The following is a 12,499-nucleotide window of genomic DNA, read 5'->3' as shown; positions in this document are numbered from 1 at the left end:
GCTGAAACTCATTTTGTTGAAAGAATAACCAGAAAAGTAGTATCTTACAATTCAATAATACATGATATAATTTTGTCATGTAATTAAAACTAATGGGGTCTTGTACTAATGAATATGAATATTTTACAGAGCAATTTATCTAGATTAATTTGTGGGGAATTTAATAGGCATACAGAACTAAAAGATGTTTTTCAGTATCAATCTTACATAATAACAAAGATGGAAAATGCAATTGTTCCCATGCTGATGAACATGGAAGAGGAAGAGAATATTAGTTTACTAGGCTCCTTTTACGGAAGAAAACTTTTAGAAGCATTTTGTAATACAATGATAGGAAGGATTGATCCAGTCAGATTAATCTCGATTAAAAATGTACAGAAGAAGAACTTTTCTGCCGATAAGCGGATGCCAATTGCTGTACAGTGGGCAGGAGATGTTTTTGAAAAGTATGGGGATAAGGTCCCTTCTGATTTATGGCATAATGAATTGTCTTCTGACAAAGTTGGAAGACCACTGTTCGGCATATATTTCTTTGAAATTTTCTGGAAGCCTGCTTTTGTTAAAGCTTTAGACTACAGGGATCTGGGAACGCACTTTTTTGTCGATTACGGTGATGATTTCACGATAGACAAACTTGCTCCAAGATTAAGGCAGGATGTAACAAAATTGTACTCAACTTTATCAAAAGGTGTACATAGTGAGTTGATAATAAATTTGGAAAATACACTTGATGCTAATACAATAAAGGACACTTTAAAAGATTTGATGAAGTTTATATCAACAGTTGGTTTATTGAGTCATTTTATTGATACGAGTAGTTGCACAGTATTACTTGAAGAAGCTTATGAAACATATTTAGGTATAAAAGAAACTTATAAGTAAGGATCGGTGGTTCTATGATGGATGAAAATAGTATTTTATTAGCACTTGCGGCAGAGGATTTTACAGATCAGGATTTTGAAAGTTATCACACATTCACTGAGTATGAGGATAGAATAATATTAAAACTAATAGCTCATGGTCCTGTTCTGCTACGCGGTGGACGTGGAATTGGAAAAAGTACTCTCTTCAAAGAAGCGTACTACCGTATAAATAGAACGCCTTCGATAGAGGAAAAAGTAATGGGGATATATGTAAGTTGTCGTTCTTTACCCCTATTAAGATCCACTGGATTGGAATATGAAAGAATTCTATGTGAATTTCTGGTAAATCATGTAAACGCCCATTTAAGAAAAATAGACTATAAATATCAAGAGTTAAGTCCTTCATCTGACGTATCTGATATTCAAAGACAACTAACACAATTATCTGATCTTTCCGGTAGGAGAATAGTATTATATTTTGATGATGTTGCCCACATAGGCCGCGAAGCTTCTCTAAAAGAATTTTTTGATGTATTCAGAACGTTATCAAGTAACCAAATATCTTGCAAGGCTACTATCTACCCTGGAGTTACTGCTTTTGGGGATAGATTTGATTTATTAAATGATGCTGTTGTGATCGATATTGCTAGAACCGAGTTATCAAATTCATTTAGTACATTTTTTACAGATATTATGAAAAAGAGATATCCAGAATTTGTTTCTGAGATTGAATTCTCAAGAATGCTTAAGCTTGATGAGGTTGCAACTTTTCTTGGAAGGGCAGTAATGGGCAATGTCCGAGCTTTTATATATGCATGCAATTTTTTATTCGATAGAAAAAGAAACGATGGAATCAGTTTACCTGATCTCGAAGAAACCATAAAATTTTTAAGCAATGATTATTACTGGCCTCTCTTTGAAGAATTGCAGCCAAAACTGGGTCCATATGAGCCCTTGGTAGACCCGGCGAAAGAAGTTGCTGAACTGCTTTTCAAAATTGTTGCAGATTCTATTAGCAAACCAGATTATGGTGCATCATGTCTTATACACAGAGACCATACAGAACGCTTGAAGAAAGTTTTTGAAATTCTGGAGTATATAGGTTTTATTTCTAAAAGAGAGACCTCTAGGGCCTTGAAGTCAGGTGGTCGAGGTCCACGCTATGCAATAAATATTTGTACTCTATTAGAATATATTTCTCCTTCTAGACTTACATCGGATTTGTATTCAAAACTACTTTTAGCTGAAAAAGAGTTCGCTCAAGTATTTAAAGCAGGAGACACAGCAAATGAGTTTTCGAAAATTACAATGCCCGAAACCTCATTAGACAAGGATTTAGGAATTTTAAACATGCCGATAGAAAGGTTAGAAAAATCTAAAGCATATCCTTACGGTTTGACTAGTTACCGTTTAGGGATATTGAAAAGTGCTGGTATAAACACAATTGGGGAGTTAGTTAATACCAAGCAAGAGTCGATTGCAAGCTTACATGATATAGGGACATATTGGGTTGAAAGAATTGATAATATTGTGGCTCAGGCAATTTGGATGTAATACTTTTGACACTTTGATTTGGTCAATCTACTGGTCAAGAATTTATCTATTTTTATCCCTTCATTCCCTTAAATAATTAAACTTCTCATACTTAAAATCCCCTGTCATGCGTGGTTTGCTGACATAATTTTCTTACATCTCAAAACTACTTGACCATCTTGACAGGGTGGGGGTCAGTGGTTCGAGCCCACTGCAGATCATAGAGCGAAAACCCTTGGGTATCAAGGGTTTTTCGCGTTTTATGGGGGCTTATTTGCACTCAAATAAGCCTCCAAATTATTCAGTTTGGTGCCGAGAAAATATTTCTCCCAATGCGTCCGCTGCCTCCTGCTGCATGTGCGGCGTGATGTGAGAATACCTGTCTAGCATCTTAATGCTGGACCAGCCCATCCGCTCGGCGATCCGCTTGCTATTTTCCCGCTTCTTCAGCGGCTCAATCTGCTCTCCAGTTGCCCGGCGCCGCTCAATATCTGTACTCACCTTCTTAATGATTCCCCCTGGATACCAACCATATCTCGATAGTGATAAGTATTAATTTTTGATAAAATAAATCAGCGGATCAACGTCTTGTCCTGGAAAACCAGCACAGAATTATTGAACTGTTCTCCAGTGCTGGCGCATTGGATTTTCCGTGATTATAAAAGTAGATGCGGTATTTTTGATGAGGGCTGTGTGAATCAGGGCCATGACGAAATTGAAAGAGGGGGCGAAATCATTTGGGATTACTACATCATATCGAGATATATGTATCCGACCTCAAGCGTTCGGCTGAGTTCTGGGGGTGGTTTCTGTCAGAGCTTGGTTATACGCCATATCAGCAATGGGAAGAAGGTCGTAGTTGGAAATTAGGAGACACCTACCTTGTGTTTGTTCAAGCAAAAGAAAAACACTTGGATGTGCCCTACCATCGTTGTCGGGTTGGACTGAACCATTTGGCATTCCATGCGACTTCGAGAGAACAAGTGGATGAGTTGACTGTAAAAGTTCGCTCCAAGGGAATGAACGTGCTTTACAAAGAGAAGCATCCTTTCGCGGGTGGAGAAAATTATTATGCTCTATTTTTTGAAGACCCCGACCGAATAAAGGTTGAATTAGTGGCTCCTTAGTATTAATGGGAGAGGATCGGGCTAAATTTGTTCATAATCTAGACTATGGGTACCTTTAACAGGAGTCGATAAATTTGAAAAAAATAATAGAGGTGTGTTTACTTGTTGCTCTTCTGCTCCTAGCTAGTGGTTGTGGAACTGAGAAACCGAAAAGCGCCTCACCCATTGCTGAGGATATCCATCAAACTCCCCGGCATTCTGCAGGATTATCAATAAGTAATGGAGTAGCCGTATGGGAACCGGGCACAGAGTGTTGCAAATCTTTTGAAGAAACTCGGCTTGCGGTACCTTTTGAGGTTCCTATTCCTAAGGTTCCTTTTGCTATTACCCATCAGGCTGCCGATATCGTCCCTGCTAATTTCGATTTGATACAACTGACCTTTGCGAATGAGGATCGTGGAGAACAACTGATCTGGGCTGTTTCCAATTCACCGGATAAATCCAAGCCGGAGGGAAAAAAGGGCCCTAAACTAAACGACGGGACACAAACCTGGATCCAAAGCACACCGAACTTAAGCGGGTTATATTGGAGAAATCAAGGATTAACCTATGCATTAGCGGCGAACAAGGTGGAAGATGGTGATTTTGTTCCTTTGTACCGGATTTCTGAGCTTGTTCAGATTGCCAACTCTATTGGAGAGTAGCTAATTCTAACGGAATATAGCGACCTTATTTGCTCATTTCCCGGGTATTTCCCGCGCTAACGGACTGGAGTGACCTTATTTGACGCTTTCGGCGACGATTTCACCTCTTCAAGCCCAAATAAGGGCTGTGAGTTCCGTTAACAGGGGAGGCATTGTGTTCGGACTCAAATAACGGCTCTGGTTTCCGTTAGCGCAACCGAGCTAGCAACTAGCAAGCAAAACAGCTCTACCAGCATCAACATTCAACTACCGGCACCGGTACCAGCATTCAGCATTCAGCATTCAGCATTCAGCATTCAGCATCAGCACTCAGCTACCAGCACTCAGCACTCAGCTACCACCATTCAGCATTCAGCTACCACCATTCACCATTCAACTACCAACACCAGCAAACGGACTGGTTGCTTCTTGCCTGTATTACGCCCCTCCCTAGCACCGCGCAAAAAACACGCGCCATTTTCGGCGCGCATTCTCGTTAGCGCGTTCTCGTTAGCGCGTTCTCGTTAACGCGTTCTCGTTAACGCGTTCTCGTTAACGCGTTCTCGTTAAAGTATGTTACTGTTCACCATACGTCCACCCATTCACCTGCTACCCCGCGGATACTCGACCCGAAACTGCGCCGCCTCCACCCACTCGCCGCGGGCGAAGTCCCGGCCGCGCACGAGGACATGGTCGCGGTAGACTTCCACGTAGAAGCCCTGGCTGCCGTCCTTGTGTTCGTCTTCATCGGTCCATAGGTAGGCGACCGAAGCCGCGTTGAACATCGCCGGCCCTTGGCCCTCGATGCCATAGGAAGTGTGAGGCGCATCCAGCTCCCAATGGGTATGCCCTGTAAACAGGATCGCCTGCGGATAACGGGCCAGTACGGCTCGCAGCTCGGCATCCTGCACGACGCCGTACCAGCGCTGCGCTTCGTAGGAGCCGGCCACCGTGTTCAGCAGCGGCTGATGCAGGAATACGAACGCCGGGCGGTCCGCCGCTGCGTTTTCCCCCAGCTTCTCGTCCAGCCAAGCCAGTTGCTTCGCCGAAAGAGAGCTGAATAACTCCAACCCTTCCTCCGTTCCGAGAAAGAGGAAATGATACCCGTGAATCCAATGATCATGATAAATGCCTTCCGCCCCCGTGCCGCGCAAAAATTGCCCCAAACGCGCCTCCCAATTTCCGAGCGCGACATCGTGGTTCCCCATCGTCACATACAGCGGAGGCAACGCCCCGCCAAACCGTTCCCAGATCCGATTCCACACTTCGTATTCCTCCGGGAACCCGTGATCGGTCACGTCCCCCGCATGCATGATTCCGACGCTTCCAGCCCCGTTCTCCGCGATATCTTGCAAAGCCCGCTCTAGATTGACGTTATGCGTATGCTGTTCGTCGCTCCGTACATGCGTGTCGGTGATCACCTGAAACCTAAGCAAAATCTCCTCGTCCCGCCGGCCCTCGCCCTCTTGCGTCACATTTCGATCTCCCATTTCATTATCCTCCCTTGCCGCTCAAATTCAGTCCGATGACGCCGAGGACGATCACCCCGATCCACAGGATCGAAGGCACCGACAGTTTCTCCTGGAACAGGAGGCCTCCCGCCAAAGAGATCAATACGATGCCCACCCCCGACCAAATGGCATATACAGTACTTACTTTCATATATCCTAGCGCAAAGTTCAAGCAAGTAAAGCTGGCTCCGTAAAAAATAAACATCAGCACCGAAGGAACCAGCCGGGTAAAGCTATCCGACAGCTTCATCGACACCGTGCCGGACAACTCCAGCACGATGGCCAGAGCCAGGAATAACCACCCCATGATCTTCTTCCACCTTTCCGGTATTACCGAACTTGCCCGAGCCGCAGCTCGTAATATCCCGCGATCACGGCATTCGCCGACGGGAAACCTTCCCTCACCTCGGCCTGACCCTCAGCCAAAGCGAGGGCTGCCGCCGCCCCGGCGGCGCGGGCCATCTGCATATCGCCGTCCGTATCGCCAATGATGGCTGCCTTGCCAATCTCCACACCGAGTTCCCGGCAGGCCAGCTCCACCATTTCCGGATATGGTTTGCCCCGGCCCACCCGATCCGCCCCGACGCATACGGAGAAATACGAACGAATGCCCAGCCATTCCAGATGTTTCTCCGCTGCCTCAGTCTCATCGGAGGTAACGATGCCGAGCCGGAGCCCCGCCTGACGGCATTGCTCCAGGAACGGCTGAACTCCCGGCAGCAGCCGGGCGGTGCGGGAGCGTTCCAGCTCCTCGTCTGCGGCCATGCGGCACTGCGCGGCAAGCACCCTGGCTGCCGCCCAGGAGAGGCCCGCTTTGTAGCCTTCCAGCGCCAGCAGCGTCAGCAGATCATCCACCGTGCCCATCGACAACGGGCTGTTCCGATCATATCCGGAGATTTGCCCCTCAGCATTGTACTGAATTCCCCAGAGCTGCAACAAATCGGAAGATAGCGACGGCCGCCGACGCTTTGCTAATTCGGAGGAAAAACGGGCGAGCAGCCGCTCGCCCCACCTTCCCCACGTGTAGATAAAGTCCATCAGCGTGCCGTCCTTATCGAACAGAACCGCCTCAATCTCAAACTCCTTCCCTGCTGCGGTTAATAGAACCCCAGGAGAACGACTATTTCCGGATTCGGTCGAGTTCACGCTGCGCCGTCTCCTTTGCCTCCTTCAGCGCTTCGGCTGCCGGCGTATTGCTGATCTGCACCTTGTCGGCGGCGATCTTCAGCGCATCGCTGATTTTGCCGCCCGTCGGGTCCTGGAACGGCTTCGAGGCATGCGTCGCCTGCTTCAACAGCACGGTTGCCTGCGGGTTCTGCTCGCTGTAAGCCACGAACTCAGGGTCTTCCAGCGCCGATTGACGTACCGCAATATAACCGGTGTTCATCGACCAGAACGCGGTGTTCTCCGGACTCATAAAGAAGCTGTACCATTTCATCGCGGCCTGCTGCTGCTCGGGGCTTGCTGCAGACGGAATCCCCGCCATAATCGCCTCGGCAACCGGCCGGCCCTCGCCGACACCTTCCCAGCCCGGTTGCTCCATCGCTGCAACCATGTTGAAATCGAGGTCGCCTTGATCGCCGCTGGACCCGATATAACCCGCCGCTTGGCCTTTCATCACATCGTCGATCGTTTTGTACCAATACTCCCAGCCTTGACCGCCGGAATGAATGCGCATGATTTTGTCCTCATGGATCCATTTGCGGAACAGCTCCCACGTTTCCACCCATTCCGGGGAATCGATCAGCACCGTGTTGCCGTCCTCGCTCAAAATTTTGCCGCCCTTACTATACACCGCATCGATCATATTGCCTGAGCCCCACATCGGCTCCCAGCCGTAGAACACCGTTTTGCCGCCTTCCTTCACGGTCATCTTCGCCGCCGCCTCGGCGAGCGCTTCCCAGGTCGTCAACTCTTCGGCTTTGACGCCGTTCTTCTCGAAGGCGTCCTTCCGGTAATACATCACTTGCGTCGTGCCGTACATCGGCAGGAAAAACTGCTGGCCGTCAACCTTCCCCTGCTCCAGGAACGTCTGCACCACATCCTCCGAACGGAAATCCGGCGTAGCGGCGATCAGCTCGTCCAGGGGAGCGTAATAACCCTTGCGCGCCCAGTCCACATTGGACGACAGGACCGCAGCCGGTACGGTTCCGGAGGCAATCGCTGCCTGCAGCTTTTGTTCCGTCTCACTGTAGTCGGCCTGCACGACTGGCTTGACGATCACTTCCTGCTGCGAGCGGTTGAACTTCTCGATTAAGGTCTGCATGTTTTCGCCCAACTTCCCGCCAAGGCCGTACCAAAACTCAATCGTGACCGGTTCTGCCGTTTGGGCTGTATTTTCGGAATTTGCCGCGTTCCCGGACGGCGCCGCCTGGGCGGGATCCGCCGTATTCCCCGCTGCGCCGGAGCCACCGCCGCAAGCACTGATAAGAAGGAACGTACAAGTCATGAACAACCCGAACCAAGATTTTTTCCAATTCGACATTTCCTAACCTCCACTCCATGATTTCAAAAATAGTTGCCTATCCTTTACTAGCACCTGCGGACAAATTGACGCTTTGCATGATCGTTTTCTGGGTCAGCACGAACAACACGAGCAGCGGTGCGATCGTGAAGGCGCTGGCGGCCATAATGAGCGGCCATTTCAGCCCGTAAGCACCTCCCTCCACGAAGAAGCTGCGCAGACCGGCCGAAACGAGCTGCAGGTCTTGACTTTTGGTGATCAGCATCGGCCAGAAATAATTGTTGTACTGCTCGATAAAGGTAATCAGTCCGAGTACCGCAAACGAAGAGCGCGCAAGCGGCAGCAGAATCGTCCCAAGGATGCGGAAATGCGACGCCCCGTCGATCTGTCCGGCTTCAACCAACTCATGCGAGATCTGCAGGAAAGCTTGCCGAATCAAGAAGATCGAAAACACGCTCACGCAGTTGGACAAGATCAACCCGGCATAGGAATCCAGCAAACCAAGCCGGCCCAGGACAATATAACCCGGCAGATATACGGCGGTACTCGGGACCATGTAGCCTACCAATACCAAGGCCGTAAACGCCCCTTTCAAACGGAACTTCATATGGGTCAAGGCGTAAGCCATCATCCCCGAATTGACGATTTGAATGGCAACGATAGCGGCGGCAACGAAAATGCTGTTGAACATGTACCGTTCAAACGGAGCGGCAGCCCAGGCCTCGGCGAACTGTCCCCATCTGGGGTTATGCGGCCAGAGCGTGGGCGGGAATTGCCAGATCTCATCCTTGCTCTTCAGCGCGCTGGTCGCCATCCAATAGAACGGAAACGCCATCAGCAGCGATACCGCCGCCAGAAGTAGGTGGCGGATCGCGGCGCCCCATTTTTTGAAACCTTGCATGGAGGGTCTCCTTTCCTCTACGAAGAATAATGTACCGTGCGGCGGCCAACCCAGAACGAGAGCAACGAGAGTCCGACACACCCGAGAATCAGCGTGATAGCGACAGAAGAGGCTTGTCCGATTTGAAACGCATCAAAGGCCGACTGATAGTACAGGTATAGCAACGTGCGCGTCGATCCGGCCGGACCTCCTTGAGTCAATACATTGATCTGGTCGTATGCCTGCAAGGATTGAATCAACTGAACCACCACCAGGAAAAAAGTCGTTGGCGAGATCAGCGGCAGCGTCACGTTCCAGAACCTGCGCCAACGGGTTGCACCGTCCAGTGAGGCGGCTTGCAGGAGCTCTGCGGGGACGTTTCGCAGCGCCACGAGATAGAAGATCATCCCCCACCCGGCCGATTTCCAGACGGTAACGAGCAGGATGCCAACCAGCGCCCAACTCGGATCCTCCAGCCAGCGAATGCCCTCCAGCCCCATAACCTTCAGCAGCGTGTTCGCCAAACCCACCTCGGGTTCGAAAATCCAGGACCACACGATAGAGACCGCCACTGTAGGGGTCACCCACGGGGAGAACATCAGCATCCGGTAGACGGCGCCGCCCTTCATATTCCGATTCAGCAGCAGCGCCAGCGCCAAGCCAAATACAACGACCGGAATTACGCTGCCGGCGCAAAATAACGCGGTGACCCGGAGCGATTGGTAAAAGGTTGGGTTCGTAAACAGGTCACGATAATTTTGCAGGCCGACGAACAGCTTGTCCGGGCTCATGAAGTCCCATTCCGTGAAGCTAAGGTAGATGATGTACCCAAGCGGATAGAACCAAAACATCGTCAGCGGCACCATCGCCGGGAGCGTAAACAGCAATGCCCGGCCCTCTTCCGCCCAAATCGAACGCTTCATAAATCCTCCTTTTATTTCATTCAATATTTATTGAATGTTTGCTATAATAGAGCTGAATTTAATGATTAATTTGTTCTGTTCAATATTTATTGTACGATCAATTGGATTTCAATGGGTTATCGCTGCGTGAAGCAGCGATTAACTGTGTGTAAATTTTTCGAGGGCAGGTGTTACGGTGAAGAAGCCAACATCAGGGAAAATGCCGGAACCGCAAAATTTTCGGGAAGAGCTGCGCGCCAAGGTGATCGATGCGATTGCACAGACGATGGACTTATACGGCGTCAATTACTCCTATGGGCAGCTGTACGGCATCATGTTTTTCGAGGATCGGCCCATGACGCTGGAGGAAATGCAGCAAAGCATGAATATGAGCAAGAGCAATATGAGTTATGCCGTCCGCTCGCTAATCGATTCGAAAATGGTGACCAAATTGGACGAGAAGGACGCCCGCAAAGACCTCTATGCCGCAGAAACGGATTTTTTCAAAGCGTTTCAGTCCTTTTTTGCCACGAAGCTGCAACGGGAAATCGATGTGATGCGCAGTGCCCTCGATGCTGTCATTCCGTCCCTCTCCGAGACGATTCTGGAGATGGAGACCTCCGAGGAGGAGCGCATGCGCTGCCTGGAGGATCTGCATAAGCTAAAGCATGCCGTAAGTTATTACGAGTGGCTGCAGCAGTTTGTCGACCGGTTGAAGGGCGGAGATTTTTTTGAAAAAGAGGACAATGCCCGCGAACAAGGATAAAAGTGTCGCTATTCAGCCAAACTAAACGGACAGCGCCGTCCGGAAGGACTTTTTCCCCCGGCCGGATAAGCTTTTTAAGTTCAGTTGATGGAGGCACGCAGAACCGATGTTAAAAATTAAACTGGGGGTTGCGCTTGCGATCGCCCTTTCCGCTTCGCTTCTCCCCCCTGCAGCGGAGGCATCCTCCCCGGCTCAGGGTAAGGAAAGAAGCTACTATGAGGAACGCGGGGACATTGTATGGGAAGTGCCGATGCCGGAAAAATATATCGCTTTAACATTCGATGACGGGCCGGATGACCAGCAAACCCCGAAGATTCTTGAACTTCTGGAGCAGTACCATGCGAAGGCAACTTTCTTTGTCGTTGGCGACCGGGTCAAGCGGTTTCCCGATATCGTCAGATTGGAGCAAGCTCAGGGACACGAAATCGGCAACCACTCCTATCACCACCCTTCCTTTCAACGGTTGGCGTTAAAGACTTTGAAGGAAGAATTGGACATGACCCAGGAAGCCGTACTTGAGACAACCGGGCGTAAACCGGTCCTCTTCCGCCCGCCGGGCGGTTATTATAATGAAGCTATCGTCGAGTTAACCAAACACAACGACCTGCAAATGGTCCTCTGGTCCTGGCACCAGGATACGAAGGACTGGGCGTCGCCCGGCGTTCAAAGGATCGTGCGCAAGGTGCTAAATAACGCCCGCAACGGCGATATCATCCTGATGCATGATTATGTCCATAACAGCACGCAGACGATCGAGGCGTTAAAGGTGATCTTGCCTGAACTCCAAAGCCGAGGTTATCGGTTCGTAACCGTATCCGAGCTGCTGACGCATAAGGTGACGCCGGATCATCATATTAAGGTCAACCATTAGACTTTATGGGAAAGGAGCAGGCACGAATGGACATCGACAAGGCGCAAGGCAACCTGCCTCCCGGCAAAGGCTCCGGCGTCGATCCGATTCCCGTACCTAAACACCCAACCTCCGCTACGGAAACGCTCGAGGATTTCGTCGGCGAGATGATGGACGAATGGGCGGAGACCTTTACGGGCGAGGATCACCGCGAGAATCCCACCAAGAAACCAGCTAAGACATAACCATAACGCACATGCAGCAAGGCAGGTCGCGAACCCGCCTTGCTTTTTAATTTAAAATTAATTTTCTTAATTTTTAATAATTGTGATTTAAATCACATATCAAGTGAAAAATATCACATATAATAAAGACATCAAAGATGATCATCCAAAAAAACAAAAAAGAACGATAAACCAAAGGAGTGGGAATCATGTTTAACAATTTCCTGAGAACCAACAAAGTTGCGATGTGGATCTTGACTGTCATCCGCGTGTACCTCGGCTATCAATGGATCGAAGCCGGCTATCATAAAATCACCGGCGGCTTCGATGCCGCAGGCTTCCTGAACGGCGCGATCGCGAACAGCGCCGGCGACCACCCGGCCGTGCAAGGCTGGTGGGCCACCTTCCTGCAACACGTCGCCCTGCCGAACGTCGATCTCTTCAACGTCCTGGTGCCTTACGGCGAATTCCTGGTCGGCCTGGGTCTCATTCTCGGTACCTTCACCACCTTCGCCGCACTGATGGGCTTCGTGATGAACGCCGCCTTCCTCTTCTCGGGTACGGTAAGCACGAACGCACAAATGCTGATTCTTGAAGTCCTGGTTCTCGTCGCTGCCGCCAATGCCGGTAAAATCGGCCTCGACTACTATGTACTTCCTTACCTCCGCAAGCTGTTCCACAAGAAAAACGAGGCCGGAACGCACACCCCGGCGCCTAAACAACCGCTGGACGTGAAACGCACGGCATAACGAACGC

Annotated in this window: 15 protein-coding genes; 8 read left to right on the top strand and 7 right to left on the bottom strand. The window is 49.6% G+C overall.

Annotation, left to right across the window (positions count from 1 at the left end; translation table 11 throughout):
• Positions 1 to 108: 108 nt before the first annotated feature.
• Positions 109 to 882 (top strand): hypothetical protein, encoded by a 774-nt coding sequence (locus BN3795_RS12830; RefSeq protein ID WP_068785035.1) that lies wholly within the window; start codon positions 109 to 111, stop codon positions 880 to 882.
• Positions 883 to 896: 14 nt separating this feature from the next.
• Positions 897 to 2,417 (top strand): hypothetical protein, encoded by a 1,521-nt coding sequence (locus BN3795_RS12825; protein ID WP_198524704.1) that lies wholly within the window; start codon positions 897 to 899, stop codon positions 2,415 to 2,417.
• A 276-nt stretch (positions 2,418 to 2,693) separates the two neighbouring features.
• Here BN3795_RS12825 and BN3795_RS12820 read toward each other — a convergent pair whose 3' ends face one another.
• Positions 2,694 to 2,897, bottom strand: a complete 204-nt coding sequence (locus BN3795_RS12820; protein WP_068785033.1) for a hypothetical protein — start codon at positions 2,895 to 2,897, stop codon at positions 2,694 to 2,696.
• Between the two features lie 236 nt (positions 2,898 to 3,133).
• Here BN3795_RS12820 and BN3795_RS12815 point away from each other — a divergent pair, with 236 nt between their 5' ends.
• Together BN3795_RS12815 and BN3795_RS12810 are read left to right on the top strand one after the other, a co-directional pair.
• Positions 3,134 to 3,523, top strand: coding sequence for a VOC family protein (locus BN3795_RS12815; RefSeq protein WP_068785032.1), 390 nt, complete (start codon positions 3,134 to 3,136; stop codon positions 3,521 to 3,523).
• Positions 3,524 to 3,597: 74 nt separating this feature from the next.
• Positions 3,598 to 4,167 carry a hypothetical protein gene (locus tag BN3795_RS12810; protein WP_068785031.1) on the top strand — a complete coding sequence of 190 codons (570 nt, stop codon included), beginning with the start codon at positions 3,598 to 3,600 and terminating at the stop codon, positions 4,165 to 4,167.
• A 581-nt stretch (positions 4,168 to 4,748) separates the two neighbouring features.
• Here BN3795_RS12810 and BN3795_RS12805 read toward each other — a convergent pair.
• The 6 genes from BN3795_RS12805 to BN3795_RS12780 are packed head-to-tail and all read right to left on the bottom strand — an operon-like array spanning position 4,749 to position 9,924.
• Positions 4,749 to 5,636 carry a metallophosphoesterase family protein gene (locus BN3795_RS12805; protein ID WP_068785030.1) on the bottom strand — a complete coding sequence of 296 codons (888 nt, stop codon included), beginning with the start codon at positions 5,634 to 5,636 and terminating at the stop codon, positions 4,749 to 4,751.
• A 4-nt stretch (positions 5,637 to 5,640) separates the two neighbouring features.
• Positions 5,641 to 5,964 (bottom strand): DMT family transporter, encoded by a 324-nt coding sequence (locus BN3795_RS12800; RefSeq protein ID WP_059043857.1) that lies wholly within the window; start codon positions 5,962 to 5,964, stop codon positions 5,641 to 5,643.
• 23 nt (positions 5,965 to 5,987) lie between these two features.
• Positions 5,988 to 6,803 (bottom strand): HAD family hydrolase, encoded by an 816-nt coding sequence (locus BN3795_RS12795; protein ID WP_068785029.1) that lies wholly within the window; start codon positions 6,801 to 6,803, stop codon positions 5,988 to 5,990.
• Positions 6,778 to 8,142, bottom strand: a complete 1,365-nt coding sequence (locus BN3795_RS12790) for an ABC transporter substrate-binding protein (RefSeq protein ID WP_068785028.1) — start codon at positions 8,140 to 8,142, stop codon at positions 6,778 to 6,780. The genes BN3795_RS12795 and BN3795_RS12790 overlap by 26 nt, the downstream gene beginning before the upstream one ends.
• A 37-nt stretch (positions 8,143 to 8,179) precedes the next feature.
• Entirely contained in the window at positions 8,180 to 9,022 is an 843-nt protein-coding gene (locus tag BN3795_RS12785) for a carbohydrate ABC transporter permease (protein ID WP_068785027.1), read from the bottom strand.
• A gap of 17 nt (positions 9,023 to 9,039) precedes the next feature.
• Positions 9,040 to 9,924 carry a carbohydrate ABC transporter permease gene (locus tag BN3795_RS12780; protein ID WP_068785026.1) on the bottom strand — a complete coding sequence of 295 codons (885 nt, stop codon included), beginning with the start codon at positions 9,922 to 9,924 and terminating at the stop codon, positions 9,040 to 9,042.
• Positions 9,925 to 10,123: 199 nt separating this feature from the next.
• Between BN3795_RS12780 and BN3795_RS12775 the strand changes: the two genes are divergently transcribed.
• The 4 genes from BN3795_RS12775 to BN3795_RS12760 all read left to right on the top strand — a co-directional run bounded on the left by BN3795_RS12775 (position 10,124) and on the right by BN3795_RS12760 (position 12,492).
• On the top strand, positions 10,124 to 10,669 hold the full coding sequence (locus tag BN3795_RS12775) for a GbsR/MarR family transcriptional regulator (protein ID WP_068785025.1): 546 nt from the start codon (positions 10,124 to 10,126) through the stop codon (positions 10,667 to 10,669).
• Positions 10,670 to 10,775: 106 nt separating this feature from the next.
• Positions 10,776 to 11,540: a polysaccharide deacetylase family protein gene (locus tag BN3795_RS12770; protein ID WP_068785024.1), complete on the top strand. Its 765-nt coding sequence runs from the start codon at positions 10,776 to 10,778 to the stop codon at positions 11,538 to 11,540.
• A 26-nt stretch (positions 11,541 to 11,566) separates the two neighbouring features.
• Positions 11,567 to 11,764, top strand: a complete 198-nt coding sequence (locus BN3795_RS12765) for a hypothetical protein (RefSeq protein WP_068785023.1) — start codon at positions 11,567 to 11,569, stop codon at positions 11,762 to 11,764.
• A 188-nt stretch (positions 11,765 to 11,952) separates the two neighbouring features.
• Positions 11,953 to 12,492, top strand: a complete 540-nt coding sequence (locus tag BN3795_RS12760; protein ID WP_068785022.1) for a DoxX family protein — start codon at positions 11,953 to 11,955, stop codon at positions 12,490 to 12,492.
• Positions 12,493 to 12,499 lie beyond the last annotated feature (7 nt).

It is taken from the genome of Paenibacillus phocaeensis (assembly GCF_900021165.1).
GTDB lineage: Bacteria > Bacillota > Bacilli > Paenibacillales > Paenibacillaceae > Fontibacillus > Fontibacillus phocaensis.
The sequence above is the reverse complement of the archived record's forward strand: the minus strand, read 5'-3'. Positions and strand labels throughout refer to the sequence as shown.

Excerpts from the sequence above, each read along its gene's own strand:
- BN3795_RS12825 (WP_198524704.1), top strand. The coding sequence starts at position 897 with ATGATGGATGAAAATAGTATTTTATTAGCACTTGCGGCAGAGGATTTT.
- BN3795_RS12775 (WP_068785025.1), top strand. The coding sequence starts at position 10,124 with ATGCCGGAACCGCAAAATTTTCGGGAAGAGCTGCGCGCCAAGGTGATC.
- BN3795_RS12760 (WP_068785022.1), top strand. The coding sequence starts at position 11,953 with ATGTTTAACAATTTCCTGAGAACCAACAAAGTTGCGATGTGGATCTTG.
- BN3795_RS12830 (WP_068785035.1), top strand. The coding sequence starts at position 109 with ATGAATATGAATATTTTACAGAGCAATTTATCTAGATTAATTTGTGGG.
- BN3795_RS12770 (WP_068785024.1), top strand. The coding sequence starts at position 10,776 with ATGTTAAAAATTAAACTGGGGGTTGCGCTTGCGATCGCCCTTTCCGCT.
- BN3795_RS12785 (WP_068785027.1), bottom strand. The coding sequence starts at position 9,022 with ATGCAAGGTTTCAAAAAATGGGGCGCCGCGATCCGCCACCTACTTCTG.
- BN3795_RS12780 (WP_068785026.1), bottom strand. The coding sequence starts at position 9,924 with ATGAAGCGTTCGATTTGGGCGGAAGAGGGCCGGGCATTGCTGTTTACG.
- BN3795_RS12790 (WP_068785028.1), bottom strand. The coding sequence starts at position 8,142 with ATGTCGAATTGGAAAAAATCTTGGTTCGGGTTGTTCATGACTTGTACG.
- BN3795_RS12805 (WP_068785030.1), bottom strand. The coding sequence starts at position 5,636 with ATGGGAGATCGAAATGTGACGCAAGAGGGCGAGGGCCGGCGGGACGAG.
- BN3795_RS12800 (WP_059043857.1), bottom strand. The coding sequence starts at position 5,964 with ATGGGGTGGTTATTCCTGGCTCTGGCCATCGTGCTGGAGTTGTCCGGC.
- BN3795_RS12765 (WP_068785023.1), top strand. The coding sequence starts at position 11,567 with ATGGACATCGACAAGGCGCAAGGCAACCTGCCTCCCGGCAAAGGCTCC.